Annotated in this window: 12 protein-coding genes; 11 read left to right on the forward strand and 1 reads right to left on the reverse strand. The window is 69.1% G+C overall.

The window, feature by feature from the left end; all coding sequences use genetic code 11:
- Positions 1–18: 18 nt before the first annotated feature.
- A complete protein-coding gene (locus ACFQ7Q_RS07315; protein ID WP_383550895.1) occupies positions 19–1,485 on the reverse strand; it encodes a membrane-associated oxidoreductase in 1,467 nt (488 codons plus the stop codon).
- A 189-nt stretch (positions 1,486–1,674) separates the two neighbouring features.
- On the opposite strand from ACFQ7Q_RS07315, the gene ACFQ7Q_RS07320 reads away from it, so the two are divergent.
- The 11 genes from ACFQ7Q_RS07320 to ACFQ7Q_RS07370 all read left to right on the forward strand — a co-directional run bounded on the left by ACFQ7Q_RS07320 (position 1,675) and on the right by ACFQ7Q_RS07370 (position 13,500).
- On the forward strand, positions 1,675–2,787 hold the full coding sequence (locus ACFQ7Q_RS07320; protein WP_383550897.1) for an ABC transporter substrate-binding protein: 1,113 nt from the start codon (positions 1,675–1,677) through the stop codon (positions 2,785–2,787).
- A gap of 164 nt (positions 2,788–2,951) precedes the next feature.
- Positions 2,952–3,530, forward strand: a complete 579-nt coding sequence (locus tag ACFQ7Q_RS07325) for a GNAT family N-acetyltransferase (protein WP_383550899.1) — start codon at positions 2,952–2,954, stop codon at positions 3,528–3,530.
- Positions 3,531–3,717: 187 nt separating this feature from the next.
- A complete protein-coding gene (locus tag ACFQ7Q_RS07330) occupies positions 3,718–4,695 on the forward strand; it encodes a teichoic acid biosynthesis protein C (protein WP_383550901.1) in 978 nt (325 codons plus the stop codon).
- A gap of 221 nt (positions 4,696–4,916) precedes the next feature.
- On the forward strand, positions 4,917–5,459 hold the full coding sequence (locus ACFQ7Q_RS07335; RefSeq protein ID WP_383550925.1) for a sugar O-acetyltransferase: 543 nt from the start codon (positions 4,917–4,919) through the stop codon (positions 5,457–5,459).
- A gap of 842 nt (positions 5,460–6,301) precedes the next feature.
- Complete coding sequence (locus ACFQ7Q_RS07340; protein WP_383550903.1) at positions 6,302–7,369, forward strand: ABC transporter substrate-binding protein; 1,068 nt, start codon at positions 6,302–6,304, stop codon at positions 7,367–7,369.
- 4 nt (positions 7,370–7,373) lie between these two features.
- The gene (locus tag ACFQ7Q_RS07345; RefSeq protein WP_383550905.1) at positions 7,374–8,225 is read left to right on the forward strand and encodes an ABC transporter ATP-binding protein; all 852 of its coding nucleotides are present in this window, start codon (positions 7,374–7,376) and stop codon (positions 8,223–8,225) included.
- Positions 8,222–9,163: an ABC transporter permease gene (locus ACFQ7Q_RS07350; protein ID WP_383550907.1), complete on the forward strand. Its 942-nt coding sequence runs from the start codon at positions 8,222–8,224 to the stop codon at positions 9,161–9,163. Before ACFQ7Q_RS07345 ends, ACFQ7Q_RS07350 begins: the two co-directional genes overlap by 4 nt.
- 92 nt (positions 9,164–9,255) lie before the next feature.
- A complete protein-coding gene (locus tag ACFQ7Q_RS07355; RefSeq protein ID WP_383550909.1) occupies positions 9,256–10,611 on the forward strand; it encodes an LLM class flavin-dependent oxidoreductase in 1,356 nt (451 codons plus the stop codon).
- Positions 10,608–12,212 (forward strand): FAD-binding protein, encoded by a 1,605-nt coding sequence (locus ACFQ7Q_RS07360; RefSeq protein ID WP_383550911.1) that lies wholly within the window; start codon positions 10,608–10,610, stop codon positions 12,210–12,212. Before ACFQ7Q_RS07355 ends, ACFQ7Q_RS07360 begins: the two co-directional genes overlap by 4 nt.
- On the forward strand, positions 12,209–12,577 hold the full coding sequence (locus ACFQ7Q_RS07365) for a 4Fe-4S dicluster domain-containing protein (RefSeq protein WP_383550913.1): 369 nt from the start codon (positions 12,209–12,211) through the stop codon (positions 12,575–12,577). The genes ACFQ7Q_RS07360 and ACFQ7Q_RS07365 overlap by 4 nt, the downstream gene beginning before the upstream one ends.
- 23 nt (positions 12,578–12,600) lie before the next feature.
- Complete coding sequence (locus tag ACFQ7Q_RS07370; protein ID WP_383550915.1) at positions 12,601–13,500, forward strand: TauD/TfdA dioxygenase family protein; 900 nt, start codon at positions 12,601–12,603, stop codon at positions 13,498–13,500.
- The last annotated feature ends 34 nt before the right edge of the window (positions 13,501–13,534 follow it).

The raw sequence follows: 13,534 nt of genomic DNA on the forward strand, positions 1-13,534 counted from the left end.
GCCCGGCTCCGGAGGGGGCTACTGGCGGTTGACCGTGCGGGTCACACCGGCGACGATCGTGGTCGCCAGGATCCAGCCGGTGATGATCAGGGCGTACGACAACCACTGGTGCCAGCCGTCGGGGGCGAACGCCGACTCCTGGCCGAAGTTGATGACCGGCAGGAGCAGGTCGAGGGTGTAGAAGACGGGGTTGAAGTCAGGTGTCTCGTCGGGCTTGATCGGGCGTGGGTGGTCCAGACCGTACGCGATCGACCCGATGGTCATGAGGGACAGCAGCCACACGGCGGCTCGCAGCGGACGGAAGCCGTAGCCGACGGTGGCGTCCTGGACGTACCCCCACAGCCGTCCGTACCAGGTGAGCGTGGCGCGTCGGCGGCGCTGCTTGGCGAGTTGGACGAGCCGGGCCGCGTCGTCGTCGCCGACGTGACGATAGGCCGCCGTCAACTGCTCGTAGCCGTGCGGCTCGTATCGCTCGCCGTCGCGCTCCAGCATCGGCAGACGGTTCTCGGCGGGCTCGTGCGGGGCGAGTACGGTGTAGGTGAGGTTGCCGAGGTACACCTGGTCCGGCAACATCTCCGGTTCAAGGGTCAGGATCTCTATCTGGGAACGCCGTAGATTCAAGGCGCCCTCGATGCGGTCGCCACCGCGCAGCCAGAGCTCACCGATGACACAACTGCTCGCCCGCAGTGCCGTGTCACCCGGATGCGACAGACGGGCGTGGAGCAGGTCGAGACGGCCCGTGATGCGCGAGCCTCGAAGCTCGACCCGGCCCCGCGTACGAATGCACCGCGCGCGGACATGGGCTCCCACATTGAGGTTCTGCGCGTCCACCGCGGTGCCATCGGGCTTGTCGAACTCGGCGTCCTGAACATTGATCCGCCCGGCGATGGAAGCGCCGGTGAGTCGTACCTGCCCGTGCGCCCGCATCTCCGGCGCCCACAAGTCGGCACCGACCACAGCCTGGTTGAGCTGCAGCACCGGTTCGGAGTCGTCCGGTGCCGTGAACTCCGCCTGCTCCATGAACAGCGCCCCGGAGATCTGCGCCCCGCCGAGCCGCACCGGCCCCCGCATCCGGCAGCCCGTCATCCGCAACACGCCCTCGACCCGCGTGGTGGCCCCGCTCAGGCCCGGCAGGGCGGACTTGCTCAGATTGAGCTGACGCAGTTGGGCACCGTACAGGTCGGGGACGTCGTCGAAGTGGCAGTGACTCAGCCGGATCGCGGCGTCGATCGATGCGTACTTCAGATTCAGCACGCCGGTGATCCGCGCCCCCGAGATCTTGAGCGCGGCGACTTCCCCCTCCTCCTGCGGAGCCTTGATCAGCAGCGCGCGCAGCACACTCGCCCGTACGGTCCGCTCTGCGCCCCAGGTTCCGCCGAGTCCAGGATCCTCGTCCTCGGCAGCGCGAAAGTCCACGGACTCGCCTCGCGGAAAGGCCTGCCATATACGCACCTCGGCCGGCGTCAGATCGTTCGTCTCACTCACCCCGGGACTCTGACGTGCCGCCTTCGAGCTGTCAATTGACTTACGGAGCAGGCCATACCGTCCGGATCCCTCGCACTGCACCACCCAGCCCGGCTCACGACGCACGTCAACTACGCTCGGCACCACTGACGTTCATTCCATGATCCGGGGAACCTGCGCCTGGATCGCCCACCTGGGAGACACCGAGGCATGACCACGCCATCATCGAAGCCCGGAGCGGAGCGGGCCGACGCATCGGCCATCCGGATCGGCGCGCTCGTTCCGCTGACCCGGCCCGGCTGGGCCGAGGCAGGTCGACACCTGCTCGCCGGACTCGAGGTGGCCGTTCACGAAGTCAACAATGTGGGCGGGATCGACGGACGACCACTCGAGCTGGTGGTCCGAGACACCGCGGCTGATCCGCAGCGGGCCGCTGCGGCCGTGGACGAGCTGGCGCGCCTGGGCGCGGCCGCCTTGGCGGGGGAGTACCACAGCGTCGTCGGTCGCGCCGCCGCTGCCAGGGCCGATGCCCTAGGCCTGCCGTTCCTCTGCTCGTCAGCGGTTCTCGACGCGCTCACCGAACAGCCGACGCAATGGGTCGCGCGCCTCGCCCCGGCGCAGTCCCACGGCTGGCGGATCTACGCGGACTTCCTCCTCGGCGCAGGTCACAGCCGAATCGCCGTGGCCACCGAACCGAGCGTCTACTGGGCCTCCGGGGCCCGCATTCTGCGGGACCACCTCGCTCCACGCGGCGGCACCGTCATCGAACTCGACACGCGCGCGCTCACCCCCGACGCCGTGTGCGACGAACTCGTCGACAACCGCGCGACAGCCCTCCTGCTTCTGGTCGGCCACCCGGAGCCGGCGGTGTCGATCGTCAACTCCGTCCGCCGCGACCGGCGCCTCGCCGAGATCGTGATCGGTGCACCGGCAGGGCAGCCGGAGTTCGCAGAATGGGCGACGTTGCTGGGCGAGGAGGGCGCCGCGATCCCGTTCCTGCGCTACCTGCCCGAGCACCTCGGTTCACACGGCGCACGAGTCGGGGCGGCCCTGCGTGAGCGGCTGGCCGAAACACCCTCCTTCGTCGCCTTCGAGGGCTACGACACGATCACCGTGCTCGCCGAAGTGCTGCGCTCTCACGGCACGGACCGGGCGCGCACTGCCGAACCCTGGTCACGCGTCGATGTCGAGGGCACGCGCGGGCGGATCCGGTTCTCCCGCACGCCAGGCATCGACGTGTGGCAATGGGCGTGGCCGCCGGTCCAGGTCGTCGATCGCGACCCGGCGCAGCCCGATCGCTTCCGGATCCTGCACACCGGCTGAGAGGGCACGGAAGGGTTTGCTCGGCGGCTTGCGACCGCGCCGTCCCGGCCCACCGGGACGCGCGGCTCGTGACCGCGTCGTCTCTCGCCGCTTCCTGGGTGTGAATCAGTCCACTGTGCTGGTTGGCAGGACTTCGGTGTGCCCGGCAGGGCAGGATCGGGCGCATGACCGACCAACGCGAGATCGTTCTGCCGTCGAGTATCCGGATTGCGGGAGACGGGATACACCTGAGGGAATGGACCGAGTCCGACCTGCCGGCGCTGGTCGAGCTCTATGACGACCCGGAGATCGACCGATGGACTCCGGTGCCCTCTCCGTTCGACTCCACGGCGGCGCGTGAGTACCTCGCCAAGGCTCGTGAAGGCCGTGGGGAAGGCCGCGACAAGGCCCAACTGGCGATCACTACCGATGGTGAGCAGCCTCGTGGCGAGGTCCTGGTCTTTCGCTGCCGGATCGACCCGCGAGATGTCGAACTCGCCTATGGCGTCGGCAGCCGACATCGACGGCTGGGCCTGGCCTCACGGTCCGTCAAGTTGCTGGCCGACTACGCCTGTCGCCGGCTGGGCGCGAGGCGAGTGCTGCTGCGCATTGAAACGGAGAACGCCCCGAGCACGGCCGTCGCCCGCGCCACCGGCTTCCGGCTCACCGAGGACGAGCCCATTACACGCGAGGCCAAGGGCCGCCAGGTGACTCTGCTCACCTGGTGCTATGAGGACGGTGAAGCAAGTTCGCTTCCGGTTTGAGCGGTTGGGACACCTCGTCTCCAGCCCGCATCACGTCTTCAGCGCGGGCCGGCTGGGGCGATCCCTGACGGGCGAGGTCGGCAACCGCGGCTGCCGGTCGTCGGCTGGGCTTGGCCGTTGGACTCCAACTCGGCTGTGGATAGGATCACCTGTCCCTGCAACACACATATGCAAACGGAGTCCCATCTTGAACCGCACCCCGGGTTCCCCTCTCTCCCGCCGCAGCCTCATACGCACCGGTGCCGGCGCCTCGCTCGCCGCGCTGGGGCTCGGCATCGGCGCACAGTCCGCCTCGGCCGACGTGGCCGTGACCAAGCGATTCGATCTCACGCAGCCGTCGCACGATCTGTTCCGGTCCGCGAACACGCACGGCGCACGGGTCCAGCAGAGCTTCGCCTTCGACTGGGAGAACAAGTTCCTGTACGTGGCGACCAAGCGGACCGGAAGCACCGAGTCCGCCGGTGACCTGTGCATCAACAAGATGGACTTCGACGGGAACTACATCTCGTACATGCACCTCAACGGCTTCGGCCACGGCGTCGCCTTCGCCGCGCTGCCGAACGGTTCCGACACCGAGCTGTGGATCGAGTGCGCCGCGAACACCAGTGGGTACGGCACCGCGCTCGCCCCCATCCGTTACACCGCCAACACCACCCTCGGCTCGCCGGCCGCCTCGGCCGCCTACCAGCCGATCTCCGGGGCCACCGAGTACACCTGCTCCGTCGACCCGGTCTACCGGCGCATGATCGTGCGCTACCACACCAGCGCCGGCAAGCGCATCGCCGTGTACCCGCTCTCCGCCTTCGAGACGCGTGACTTCGGCACGCCGCTGGTCGACTTCAAGCAGCCGACGATCTCGGGCACGCCGCAGGGCTACACCCTCTACGGCTCGTACATGTACTTCCTGACGGGTGACGCCTACCCGGGCGACGGCACCCCCACCGGTGACGGGAACTCCTACGTCACCAGCATCGACATCAACACGGGCACCGTGAAGCAGGGCCCCGTCCTCACCAAGGCCGGCTCGACCCTCCACCACCGCGAGCCCGAGGGCCTGGCGATCTACCGCACCGACGCCGGCGAGGCCCGCCTGTTCATCGGCTTCGCCACCGGCGTGGAGGGCGACCGGCGCTCCAGCATCTTCTACAAGAACGTGCTGATCTGATCCGAGCCGCAGCTGCCGCCCGGGCCGTGCCCGGGCGGCGCCGTCGGCGTGATCCGGGGCCGAGCCCGCCCGGCACCAAGGCGCAGAAGCGTCGGCTGCGTGGGACGGGCTGTCCGGTGTGGTCGTGGTGCCGGATCGCGGCGATCAGCGCGAGAATGCGCTGCATGACACGGTCGATCACGCCACCTGGTGTGCGCGGCCTCCACAGAAAGGATCGTGGCATGTCCAGCGACCGTCTCATGCGCATCCACAGCCCCGAGTTCCAGGCCATGGCCGAGCGAGTCCTGCGGGTCACCGAGCTCACCTCCCGGCTGAACGTCCTGCCTTTCGAAGACGAAGAGGGCAAGGCGGAACTGTTCGAGCAGATCCTTGGCAAGCCACTGCCGCCGAGAGTCACGATCTATCCGCCCTTCTACACGGATCACGGCCTGAACCTCGACCTCGCCGAGCGCGTCTTCATCAACCAGAACTGCACGTTCCTGGACTACGCCGGTATCCGGATCGGCGAGCGGGTGATGATCGGACCTAAGGTCACGTTCATCACCAGCGGCCACCCGGTTGACCCCGAGGAGCGTCGGCACTACCTCACCGGCGCACCCATCGACGTGGCGGAGAACGTGTGGATCGGTGCCGGTGCCACGATCCTGCCCGGCGTCAGCATCGGCCGTGACGCCGTGGTCGCCGCCGGCGCGGTCGTGGCCGATAACGTTCCGCCGGCAAGCCTGGTGACCGGTACCAAGGCCACCGTGCACCGAACGTGGTGACGGTCGTCGCCAGATCCGACCTGGGCCGCTCTCACAGGTCGATCGTGGGGCCGTCGAGGATGGCGAAGCCGACGATCCGGCCGTCCTGGCAGAGGCAGTTCACGCCGCCCCGTTCCAGATGACCCTTCACGTGCGCGTCCGAAGCACCACTGTCGATGAACCAGTCGGTGCCGCACCAGGCGACGTTCGCGCTGCCGCCAGGAAGCGGGTGCGGATCAGCGACAACCGTGGCCGCGTCAACGGCTGGACCACTCTCCTCCCGAACACGACGCTCCGGCGGCCGTCGGCACCGGTCCGCAGCGAGGGCCTGCGACCGCTCAGCGTATGAAGCGCTTTCTCGGCCTCGCATCGGGGCAATTGTGAACGCTGCACTTCACGCGTATGTCACGGGATTCAATATGCGAGACGCAGCGGGACGAGACATTGACGTGTCCGGATTTCGCTGCAAGCCTCTTGGGCATGAGCACGTACGAGAACCTCGCCGCGCGGCTCCACGTCGAACTTCGACGTCAAGCCGGCGCCATCTGTTCCGTCTGTCGATAGGCCGGCCGAAAGGCGCCTTCCTGCTGCTCTCTTCGTCGTGGGCTGCTGTGCCGCACCACGGCGGTAACTGACCGGACTCCCCGATGGGGATTCAGGTGAGGTCTCTCTCGCCGTTCGGTTCCTTTGATTCCCCGCCTTATTCCGGCGCGCTATTTCCGGACAGGCATTCCCAAGGGGCAGCCCTGCTTGGTGACGGTTTCTCTCGACTTACGCAGAAGAACTCGGCGAAGAAACTCGGCAGAAGAAATCCGTAGAAGACACACACTCCAGCCGCTCCATCGAACGCGAACAGGACTCCCATGACTACGACGGCGTCGACCCGACGACAGTTCCTCACTCTGCTCGGTCTCTCCGCGGTCGCGGTCGGCTGCGGCGCGACCGCGACAGGCGTCGCAGGCAAGGGCCAGACCCGGACGCTGCGGTACCAGGGCTGGGCAGGACAGGTCACGTTGCCGGAGCTGGCCGCGGATCTCGGCTATCTGGAGGACGTGAAGCTGGAGTGGGTCGGCAACACGATCAGCGGGCCGCAGGACATCCAGTCCGCGGCCACCGGACAGACGGACTTCGGTGGTGCCTTCAACGGCGCGGTCGTCAAACTGGCCGCCAACAATGCCCCCATCAAGGCTGTCATCAGCTACTACGGCTCCGACAAGCACGCCTACAGCGGCTATTACGTCCTTGAGGACAGCCCGATCCGCTCCGCCCGCGATCTGGCCGGCAAGAAGGTCGGAATGAACACCCTCGGAGCGCACGCGGAGGCCATGCTCGGCATCTATCTCCAGCGAGGCGGTCTGTCCAAGGCGGAGATCGACAAGGTCGAGCCTCTGGTGGTGCCTCCGGTGAACACCGAACAGTCGCTGCGCCAGAAGCAGATCGACGTTGCCGTACTCGGCGGCATTCTGCGCGACAAGGCCCTCGAGACCGGAGGAATCCGGCCGCTCTTCACGGACTTCGAACTGCTCGGTGCCTTCAGCGCCGGCACCTTCGTGATGACGGACCGCTTCCTCAAGCAGAACCCCGACACGGCCCGGACGTTCGTCACCGGAGTGGGGCGGGCCATCGAGTGGTCACGCAGCACTCCGCACGAGGAGGTCATCGCCCGGATGACGGCGATCGTGAAGAAGCGCGGACGCAACGAGGACACCGCACCCCTGAAGTACTGGCGGTCCTACGGCGTCGCCGAGACGGCGGGTCGGATCAACGGCAAGGAACTCCAGCTCTGGATCGACTGGTTGGGCGAGCGCGGCGACATCCGGAAGGGCCAGGTCACGTTGGGCGACCTCTACACCAATGAGTTCAACAAGGCCGGTTCGGGCGGCGCAGCGTCCGTCTCACCGTCATCCGCGGCCTCGAAGAGCGGGAGCTGATCCCATGCCTGCATCCACCACGCCCAAGATCGTTTTCGAAGGCGTACGGAAGGTCTTCAAGGTCAAGGACACGACGGCGAAGGGAGGTTCGGGAGCACGGAAGTCCAGGGAGTTCACGGCCGTCGACGGCATCGATCTGGAGATAGCGGCGGGCGAGTTCGTCGTCCTGGTCGGCCCCAGCGGCTGCGGCAAATCGACACTGCTGGATCTCCTCGGCGGCCTTGCCAGGCCCACCGGCGGACGGATCCTGCTGGACGGCGAACCCGTCACCGGCCCCGGCCTGAACCGCGGCATCGTCTTCCAGCAGTACGCCCTGCTGCCCTGGCGCACAGCGCAGGGAAATGTCGAGTTCGGCCTGGAGGCCATCGGCGTTCCACGCCGCGAACGGGCGGGACGGGCCCGGGAGTTCCTGGACCTGGTCGGCCTGTCCGGTTTCGAGAACCGGCATCCGCACGAGCTGTCGGGCGGGATGCGGCAGCGAGTGGCGATCGCCCGCAGCCTCGCCTACGACCCGGACGTGCTGCTGATGGACGAGCCGTTCGCCGCTCTGGACGCCCAGACCCGTGAGTCGTTGCAGGACGAACTGCTCCGCATCTGGCAGCGCACCGGAAAGACCGTCGTCTTCATCACCCACGGCATCGACGAAGCCGTCTACCTGGGACAGCGCGTCGCCGTCATGACGTCCAGGCCGGGCCGCATCAAGGAGATCGTGCCGGTCGCCCTCGGCTCCCGTACCAGCACCGACGACATCCGTTCCAGCCCCGAGTTCGCACACCACCGGCACGAGATCTGGTCGCTGCTCCACGACGAAGTGGCCAGAGCTCAGCAGTTGGAGAAGGAGGAGGCTTCCGTATGAGCCTCACGACCGGCACGTCCACCGAAGCGACTCACTCGCCGGGGCAGGCGAGCCTCGCCGAGGGCATTCGCACCCCCACCCCCTCCTCGGCTGTGCCGCCTTCGGCACCCTTGACGAAGCCGCGCCCAGTCCCCGACCGGGAGGCCCGTGCCCACCGGGCTGCCCACCGTCTGCTGTCCCTCCTGTCGGCAGGGGCCACCAAGTCCGCGGCGATCGTGGCTCTGCTGGTGCTGTGGGAGACCGCGCCACGGCTCGGACTGGTCGACCGGACCTTCCTGCCGCCGTTCAGTGAGGTCGCCGCCGCCTGGTGGGCGCTGGCGGCCGACGGTCAGCTCGCGGACAACACCTACGCCAGCCTGGTCCGCTCCTTCAGCGGATTCGGTCTGGCCCTGGCCGTCGCCGTACCCCTCGGTCTGCTGATCGGCTGGTACCGGCCTGTCGCCGCTCTGCTCGGTCCGCTGCTGGAGGTGTTCCGCAACACCGCGGCGCTGGCCCTGCTCCCGGTCTTCGTCCTGCTGCTGGGCATCGGGGAGACCTCGAAGATCTCCATCGTGGTGTACGCCTGCACCTGGCCGATCCTGCTCAACACGATCAGCGCCGTACGCCATGTCGACCCCACGCTGCTGAAGCTCGCGAAGTCGATGGACCTGTCCACGCCTCGACTGTTCCAGAAGGTCATCCTGCCGTCCGCCGTGCCGGTGATGTTCACCGGCGTCAGGCTGGCCGGGGCTGTGTCGATCCTGGTGCTGGTCGCCGCCGAGATGATCGGGGCGAAGGCGGGGCTCGGCTATCTGATCAACGCCTCGCAGTTCAACTTCGCGATCCCGCAGATGTACGCCGGGATCATCACGATCTCCGCCATCGGCGTGACCTTCAACCAGCTCCTGGTGGCCGTGGAACGCCGGCTCAGCTCCTGGCGCGTCTCCGCCGACGACTGATCCCGCCACGACTGATCCCGCCACGACCGATCCCGCCGCCCTCCGGCCTCGCCGCCCCCGATCGTCTCACCGCCCCGGATCCGAGGAAGCCCATGACCGCGACCAGCCCACGCCGACTCCATCTCAACGCCTTTCTGATGAACGCCGGCCATCATGACGCCGCCTGGCGCCACCCTCGGACGCAGCCCGAGCGGGTCACCGATCTGCGTTACTTCCAACAGCTCGCCCAGACCGCCGAACGCGGACTGCTCGACTCGGTCTTCCTCGCCGACGGTCTGGCCCTGTGGGGGAACGCCCGGTACAACACCGTCGGAGGCTTCGAACCGCTCACCCTTCTTTCCGCGCTGGCGGCGGTCACCGAGCACGTCGGACTGATCGCCACCGTCTCCACCACCTTCAACGAGCCCTTCCACACCGCCCGCAAGTTCGCCTCTCTGGACCACATCAGCGGCGGCCGGGCCGGCTGGAACATCGTCACCTCCGGCACCGTGAACGAGGCCCGCAACTTCGGCCAGGACGAGCACCTGGAGCACCGGCTGCGCTACGAGCGGGCTCGGGAGTTCGTCGAGGTCGCCACCAAACTGTGGGACAGCTGGGAGGACGACGCGATCCTGCTCGACCGGGAGCGCGGTGTCTACGCGGACACCGACCGGGTGCGGGAGATCAATCACCGCGGAGAGTACTTCGGGGTGCAGGGTCCGCTGAACGTTCCGCGCAGTCCGCAGGGCCACCCGCTGCTGGTCCAGGCCGGTTCGTCGGAGGACGGCAAGGAGTTCGCCGCCCAGTACGCCGAGGCCGTGTTCACCGCCCAGCAGACCCTGGCCGACGGGCAGGCCTTCTACAAGGACCTCAAGTCCCGGCTCGCGCGCCACGGCCGCGCCGAGGACCAGCTGCTCGTACTTCCCGGTATCGCCCCCGTCATCGGCTCGACCGAGGCCGAGGCGCGCGAGCTGGAGCGGGAGCTCACGGAGCTGCAGATCCCCGAGTACGGCCTCGCCCAGCTGTCCGGGATGCTCGGCACCGATCTGACGGGGCTGCCGCTGGACGGGCCACTGCCCGAGCTGCCCGAGGAGCGGGACATCAACGGCAACAAGAGCCGCTTCACGCTGGTCGCCGAACTCGGCCGCCGCGACGGCCTCACCTTGCGCGAGCTCATCGCCCGCCTCGGCGCCGGCCGCGGCCACCGGGTGCTCGCCGGCCCCCCCGAGCAGATAGCCGACCAGATCCAGGAGTGGTTCACCCAAGGCGCCGCCGACGGTTTCAACATCATGCCGCCCCATCTGCCGGGCGGCCTGGACGACTTCGTCGACCACGTCGTCCCGATCCTGCAGCGCCGCGGCCTGTTCCGCACCGAGTACACCGGCCGCACCCTGCGCGACCACTACGGCCTGACGCGCCCCGCCAACCGGCTGGCCGCGGCGGCCGCGGCCGAGGGACGGCCCGCATGACAGGGCTCGAACTCACCACGGACGTCCTGGTGGTCGGCGGCGGCCCGGCGGCGACGTGGGCCGCGCTCAAGGCTGCCCGGGCCGGGGCGGACGTGGTCCTCGCCGACAAGGGCTACTGCGGCACGAGCGGTGCCACCGCCTCCAGCGGCACCGGCGTCTGGTACGTCCCACCGGAGCCCGCCGCGCGCGAGGCCGCCATGGCGAGCCGGGAGGCACTGGGCGGCTTTCTCGCCGACCGGCGCTGGATGGCTCGGGTGCTGGACCAGACGTACTCCGGCGTGAACGAGCTGGCGGCGGCCGGGCGCTATCCCTTCCCGACAGGGCCGGACGGAAAGCAGCTCAGGAACGGCCTGCAGGGACCGGAGTACATGCGCAGGATGCGGATCCGCGTCCAGCGGGCCGGGGTGCGCATCCTCGACCACAGCCCGGTCACCGAGCTGCTCACCGACCCTTCAGGGGCCGTGGCGGGAGCCCGCGGCCACCAGCGACAGGCCGGGCGGCCGTACCGGGTGCGCGCCGGAGCGGTCGTTCTGGCCACCGGCGGCTGCGCGTTCCTCAGCGGTGCGCTGGGATGCAACGTCAACACCGGCGACGGTGCGCTGTTCGCCGCCGAAGCGGGCGCGGAGCTGTCCGGCATGGAGTTCTCCAACGCCTACGGCATCGCGCCCGAGGGCACCTCCGTCACCAAGACCGCGTTCTACTCCTTCGCGACCTTCTACCGCGAGGACGACACGGTCCTGGAGGGCGCGGCCAGCCAGGGCGGCCGGTCCGTGATCGCGAGGACGCTGCTCAGCGAGAAGGTGTACTGCCGCCTGGACCGGGCGGACCCGGCCGCCCGCCAGGCGATGCGGCTGGCGCAGCCGAACTTCTTCCTCACCTTCGACCGGCTCGGCATCGACCCCTTCACGCAGCGTTTCGCCGTCACCCTGCTCGCCGAGGGCACCGTGCGCGGCACCGGCGGCATCCGCATCGCCGACGACGACTGCTCCACCACCGTCCCGGGGCTGTACGCGGCCGGGGACGCCGCCACCCGTGAGCTGATCTGTGGTGGCTTCACCGGTGGTGGCAGCCACAACGCCGCGTGGGCCATCTCCTCCGGTACGTGGGCAGGCCGAGGCGCGGCCCGCCACGCCCTCTCGCTCGGCGACCGCGCCGGCACGAGGCGCCTCGCCGCCGCGGGCGGAGCCGGGCTCAGGCCGACCGGCACCCCCGGCCCCGCGAACGGATTCCGGGACGTCGTCACCGCGGTCCAGGCCCAAGTGCTGCCGTACGAGAAGAACTACCTGCGCCACGGCGAGCAGCTCACCGCCTCACTGCGGGCGCTCGACAGCGTCTGGCAGGAGCTGCGCGCCACGCTGCATGCCGACGGCGGGGATGTCGTCCGGGCCCGGCAGGCGTCGGCGATGGCGGCGCACGCCCGCTGGATGTACGCCGCGGCGCTCGCCCGCACCGAGACCCGCGGCATGGCCAAGCGACTCGACTTCCCGACGCAGGATCCCCGGCAGCACCACCGCATCGTCACGGGCGGCCTGGATCGGGTGTGGACCCGGCCCGAGCCCCTGACAACCACACCGGACGCACCCATGGAGGTGGCTTCGTGATCGAACTGGTCTCGGCGGAACGCTGTATCACCTGCGACAAGTGCATCAAGGTCTGCCCCACCGACGTGTTCGACCGGGGTGCGGACGGCATCCCGGTGCTCGCCCGCCGCGACGACTGCCAGACCTGCTTCCAGTGCGAGGCGAACTGCCCGGCCGACGCGCTGTACGTCGCGCCCCAGACCCGCCCGCTGCCCGACGAGCCCACCGCCCGCGACGAGGGGCACCTGGCCCGTACCGGCCTGCTCGGCAGCTATCGCCGGCACATCGGCTGGGGCCGCGGCCGCACGCCCGGCGCGCTGCGAGCCGTCGGCCCTTCCCTCGGCCCGCCCGGGGCCAAGGGCACCTCACTGCCCATCACCTCCTGATCACCTCCCGAAGGGACCCGCACATGGCCACCAGCACCGGCTTCGACATCCGCAGGATCGGCGGCCGTATCGGCGCGGAGATCCTCGGAGTGGACCTCGGCGCCGAACTCGACCCCGCCGTCGTCACCGAGATCAACTCCGCGCTCCTGGAACACAAGGCGCTCGTCTTCCGCGACCAGCAGCTCGACGACGCGGGCCAGATCCGCTTCGCCTCCCTCTTCGGCGAGCTCACCACCGCGCACCCCACCGTGCCGTCCGTCGACGACCAGCCCCAGATCCTTCCCGTCGACGGTGACGAGGGCATCCGCGCCAACCACTGGCACACGGACGTCACTTTCGTCCGTACGCCGCCGAAGGCGTCCACGCTGCGCAGCATCGTGGTCCCGCCCTACGGCGGCAACACCCTCATCGCCAACGCGGGCGCCGCGTACAGGGATCTGCCCGAGCCGCTGCGCGAGCTGGCCGACAAGCTGTGGGCGGTGCACACCAACGACTACGACTACGCGGCCCCGAGGAGCGAGAAGGCCGCCGAACACCGCAAGCGGTTCGTCTCCCGGAAGTACCGCACCGCCCACCCGGTCGTCCGGGTCCACCCCGAGACCGGGGAGCGCGGGCTGTTCATCGGTGGCTTCGCCCAGAGCATCATCGGACTCGGTCCCTCCGACTCCCGCGATCTGCTGCGCATCTTCCAGTCGTACGTCACCCGCCCCGAGAACATCGTGCGCGTCGCGTGGCGGCCGGGCGACCTCGTTCTGTTCGACAACCGCATCACCCAGCACTACGCCCCCGACGACTACGGCGACCTGCCGCGTCTGCTGCACCGGGTGACCGTCGCGGGAGACGTCCCGGCGGGTGTCGACGGCATACTCAGCTACGTCATCGAGGGCGACGACGCCGCCCACTACACGCCGGCGGCGGGCTGAACTTCCCCTCGGCCGCCGGGCAGGTGTCCCTGCC

It is taken from the genome of Streptomyces sp. NPDC056527 (genome assembly GCF_042794475.1).
In the GTDB taxonomy this organism is placed as follows: Bacteria; Actinomycetota; Actinomycetes; order Streptomycetales; family Streptomycetaceae; genus Streptomyces.

What these genes read in the sequence shown, in the direction of transcription:
- ACFQ7Q_RS07320 (WP_383550897.1), top strand. Translation starts at nt 1,675, where the DNA reads ATGACCACGCCATCATCGAAGCCCGGAGCGGAGCGGGCCGACGCATCG.
- ACFQ7Q_RS07325 (WP_383550899.1), top strand. Translation starts at nt 2,952, where the DNA reads ATGACCGACCAACGCGAGATCGTTCTGCCGTCGAGTATCCGGATTGCG.
- ACFQ7Q_RS07335 (WP_383550925.1), top strand. Translation starts at nt 4,917, where the DNA reads ATGTCCAGCGACCGTCTCATGCGCATCCACAGCCCCGAGTTCCAGGCC.
- ACFQ7Q_RS07340 (WP_383550903.1), top strand. Translation starts at nt 6,302, where the DNA reads ATGACTACGACGGCGTCGACCCGACGACAGTTCCTCACTCTGCTCGGT.
- ACFQ7Q_RS07345 (WP_383550905.1), top strand. Translation starts at nt 7,374, where the DNA reads ATGCCTGCATCCACCACGCCCAAGATCGTTTTCGAAGGCGTACGGAAG.
- ACFQ7Q_RS07350 (WP_383550907.1), top strand. Translation starts at nt 8,222, where the DNA reads ATGAGCCTCACGACCGGCACGTCCACCGAAGCGACTCACTCGCCGGGG.
- ACFQ7Q_RS07355 (WP_383550909.1), top strand. Translation starts at nt 9,256, where the DNA reads ATGACCGCGACCAGCCCACGCCGACTCCATCTCAACGCCTTTCTGATG.
- ACFQ7Q_RS07360 (WP_383550911.1), top strand. Translation starts at nt 10,608, where the DNA reads ATGACAGGGCTCGAACTCACCACGGACGTCCTGGTGGTCGGCGGCGGC.
- ACFQ7Q_RS07370 (WP_383550915.1), top strand. Translation starts at nt 12,601, where the DNA reads ATGGCCACCAGCACCGGCTTCGACATCCGCAGGATCGGCGGCCGTATC.